At 57.4% G+C, this 4,137-nt stretch carries 3 protein-coding genes; 1 reads left to right on the top strand and 2 read right to left on the bottom strand.

Translation table 11 applies throughout. The features are described from left to right. Positions 1–454: IS110 family transposase (locus VK92_RS38240; protein ID WP_048026719.1), on the top strand; the 454-nt coding region annotated here is incomplete at its 5' end. A gap of 107 nt (positions 455–561) precedes the next feature. On the opposite strand, the gene VK92_RS41270 is transcribed toward VK92_RS38240, so the two are convergent. After that, entirely contained in the window at positions 562–1,263 is a 702-nt protein-coding gene (locus VK92_RS41270; protein WP_082160945.1) for a hypothetical protein, read from the bottom strand. A 263-nt stretch (positions 1,264–1,526) separates the two neighbouring features. Then, positions 1,527–4,055, bottom strand: a complete 2,529-nt coding sequence (locus VK92_RS39150; RefSeq protein WP_197094507.1) for a glycoside hydrolase family protein — start codon at positions 4,053–4,055, stop codon at positions 1,527–1,529. Positions 4,056–4,137: the final 82 nt, after the last annotated feature.

Here is a 4,137-nt window from a genome sequence, read left to right as displayed (position 1 = left end):
ACCGGATAGCCTGCCCCGCCTCCAACTCGGCATGGCCTGCCACGCGCTGTTTCAGATGCCCGCCAATATCGACCGTGTGATTGGCTGCGGTCTTGTCGCGACGATGGTTGCCGACTTCCTCCGTGCGGTCCTTGGATTGCCTGAACTGGGTCATCTCAATCGGCGCCAAATCTACGCCTTGGTCGGCGTGGCACCTTATGCCAAGGACTCTGGTTCCATCAGAGGCCGTAGACGCATCGCCAGCGGGCGCTTTGAGGTACGACGTGCGCTGTACATGGCGACGCTCACCGCGACTCGATTCAATCCGGCCGTCGGCGCTTTCTACGAACGTTTGGTTGCCGCAGGCAAACTCAAGAAAGTGGCCTTGATTGCCTGCATGCGCAAGCTCATCACGCACCTAAATGCCATCGCCCGTAACCACCTGAATGCTCAAAATCAACCTCTCATAGCTTGACATTCAACACGGTTACTCAGGTCAGATGTTGTCTGCTTAACCAGCATCGTCGCTTTTCCCCGTAAGCCTTCGAACTGTTGGCTGCCCCTGAGGAGCCTGGCCGGCACTCAGGGGGACTTGCGATAGATCCCGGTAAAGCTGACGTTGTTTCCCCCACAGTTGCTGTTGTCCGCCACTACTAGCAGATCGCCGAGCAGGCGCGCAGTGACCTTGCAGGTATGTTCGTTTTCGTACGTGCCCGAATTTTCGCTAACTTCTAAACGATTGCCCTCCGGGGCATTGCGAGCCGTAACGCTTCCGAGGTTGGGACCACTAGGGCGCATCTGAGGATCCGGGTTGGCACTGGGCCAATAGGCGTCACCGTTCATGGTCAGGGTGCCATCGCCGTTGGGGATCAACTGCAGCGTATCGTCACCGTTCCGCCACTGCCCAGCCCAAGCCCGCGAAGGTACTACCGTTGCTGTCGGCAGTAGTCGCAACCTGTCGGCTGCGACCCAGCCAGCGCTTCCCCCCGTTTTATTGGGATAGAAAACACATCGATAGCCGCCCTTTGCGCGGCCGACAATCAGGGTATCGCCTTCGATGACATAGGCGCGCTGGCGGCAGGCGGCTTCGCCCTTCAACGGGCACCCTTCCATGTCCTTGAGCAAGTACACGTTGGGCTTGCCCGCTACCTTGGCCAGAGCGAATGTGTTATTCACCAAGGGAAAATTGCCATTGCGACAGCTACCGTCGTCAGTCGGTGTTGCATTTACCCGCAAGACCGCCGAGCTTGCCAACAGTAAGGCCAAAAGTCTCCATCTCTTCATCTCATGCTCCAACGGACGGGTTGGTCATCTGCAAAGCAGATGTCAGGGACTAGGGGTTGCTTGGGCGAAAGTGCTTGCCCTCGCAGTGAAATGTCTCTGCAAGTCGCATTCATGCAGCACTGCCACCGATTTCAATTCCTGGCATCCCGTTTAAATATAGGCACCAAAAACTGGGACAGGGAATACAATCATCGCAAAATGCAAAGAAACACCATTTCCAAAAACTTACTCAGAAGCGATCGCTTACACCCCTTCAACTTCAATCACCTATTTAATGGCACACCATGGTATTCATACCTGCCATGCAAAAGGAGATTTGATTCATCGTCACGCCTCTTCTCCAACCCTGACACGCGCCTTCCGGCTGAGTACACATATTTCTTTATCAAATTCGCCGCCTCATCAAATTTATCCTCATTGACCAATACAGCGACCTTTCCCAAGCCTCCGCCTGAATTGTATGCGTAACAAACCATGGCATCATATTCATGCTGGCTTAGGCTATTATCGACATATTGCCTCATCCGCTCCTCGTACTGCGGCACGATGTAACGCAAAAGCGCGTACTCTTGAGCCTCTGCAAGCACTACTAGTGTTTTGTTATCCTTAGCAAAATTATGGGCGGCATCACCCGCAAGGCCGGCCGCAGCCGAGATATGGGTTGCATCCTTCTCATTCATGCCAATGGTGATCATATCGCGACGGACCTCGGCTGCACTGCGCTTTGACATGTCATAACCGGGCCCCAAGGTCACGCCACTGCTACCTCCCGGCCAATGCAATTGGCGCGATTCACTATTGGCCTCCTGCTTGTAAATAAACCAAAGCCCCTTTTCGGAAATCTTCGTTGCGGAAGATTTCATCAGACTTCCTATATGAGCAACGGGATGGATGTGATAGACAAACGGATCGACCGGAAAGTCCTTAATTTTCCCAGCGACCGCATCCCACCACACCAATTGCGCGATACGCGCTTTCTCCGCCTCCCAAGCTGCCCTCGATGACAGGGGAATCAACGCATCGTAGGCATCCCATGCCTTCTTGTCTGCCTTCCATTCACTCGGATAGCGCAGGATCACACGCGACAGTTGGCGGATAGTGTCACGATCGCGCTGCGCCGCCTTCACTTCGGCCAAGGTGAGCTGGCCGTCGTGATTGGCATCGAGCAGCGCTCGCACTTCGCGCAGCGGCACGTCGAGGTCGACGTCCTTCAATCCCAATCGCCCGCGCTGAAACTCCTCCATCTGCTTGAAGTCGGCAAAATAGCTGCCGTAGGCGGCCGTGGTTGGCTTGGACTCAATCAGTTTGAAGTCCACCCACTCATGCGGCGAGTGCCGGGAAACGCCTGCATGGCCCACTTCGCCTACCCAGCCAATGGCGGTGGTGCCACCGGTTTTCAGTTGCACCTGCCACCATGCGTTACCCGCTTCATCCAGGGCAAACACCTTGGGCAGCTCCGTGGGGATTTGTTTGTCCGGTCTCGATTGCTGCAACATGAGCCGCGACACGTGCTGCGGCTGCGCACCATTCTTGGGGCCGTTGGCTGCGAACGTCAGCGGAAAACTTTCCCACCCTTGCGCCAAGTCCGCTGTCAACAACTTGCCTCCTTGGACACTGACCAGCGCAGTGTATGCATCTTTGGTGATCCAGACCGGTGTTTGGCTGGCAGCCCCGACGAAAACCCCGCGGAAGCGCGTGGCTCCAGGTTGACCGACCGTCCCCTGCCGAGGCACGCGGACGATATCCGCCGCCGTGTACACGGCCCCATCGTTGAGACGGAACAGATTGGCCTCCTTGGCACCAGTCGGCAACTTGGCTTTGCGGTCGATCCACTGCATACCCCCCGTTGGCTTGACTTTGACGTACAGGGCATCGTCAGGCGGCGTGCCGTCCAAGGCGACGATGGTATTCACCGGCAGCAAACCGGCCTGTGGCGGCGCGAGTACCGGGTTATGCAATTGAGCATCTGGCGCCACCCGCAGCAGCGTTTTCTGCTGAGGCGTGGCCTTTGCCGCAGCAGCACGACTCTTTTCCAGAAATGCGCGCAGTTCCGGGCCGACGATGATCTCGTGATGCATCAGCTTGCGGCTCTGCTGCGGATCCTGTACTCGCCGATACTCACCCATGTGGCCCAACAGTTCGCCAGCTTTGACCGCCGGCGGGCTCACTGGCGTAACCACGACATCAAAGTCCTCCGGCGCCTGGCCTAGTGCTTCCAGCCAGCTCGTCGAGACCCATCCGTTATGCGCGGCGGCTGGCACCTCCGTCTGCGCAGTCGATGGCGGCACGATCGCTTTCTCGATCACGCGCTTGATCTTGACCCACTGTTTGTCGCGCTGGAGCACCGTGAAGCGAGCACCGTGTGGCAGGTAACCAAGGACGGGGGAGTCTTTGGCAAACGAAGGTTTCGCGCGCACGCTCAGCCCGATGACTGGCTGATCGGTGGCCCCTTTCGGTACAGTTTGTTTTTCTTTGGCGGTTTCCTTGACACGACAGATCTTGGCCGGCCAGTACGCGGGACGCTTGACCACACTCCCCATGCGTTCGTAATCGCCAAACGAGCGCAAGTGCATTGCCAAGCAGAAGTACGTGAGCTTATTGCCGGTCGGGTATTCCAACGTGTGCCGAGTCAGGACAAACCCGGTACTAAAGGCGGCCGAGGTGGATTCGGCGGTCGTCGGCACATTGGCCGCCCCGGCGGAGGTGGGGTATTCGCGATTGATCCGATAGGCGACCACTTCGCCTTTGGTCATGGCGCCAATGCCCTCGTCGAGGGACAGCAGGTTGGCCATCGCCGACTCATAGTGAATGCCACTATGTACGCCCGACGGTCCGAACACGTAATAACCGCCGCTGGCCATACCGAGCGCGCTG

The sequence above is a fragment of the Burkholderia sp. LK4 genome, from assembly GCF_001043615.1.
Taxonomy (GTDB): Bacteria; Pseudomonadota; Gammaproteobacteria; order Burkholderiales; family Burkholderiaceae; genus Burkholderia; species Burkholderia cepacia.
The sequence above is the reverse complement of the archived record's forward strand: the minus strand, read 5'-3'. Positions and strand labels throughout refer to the sequence as shown.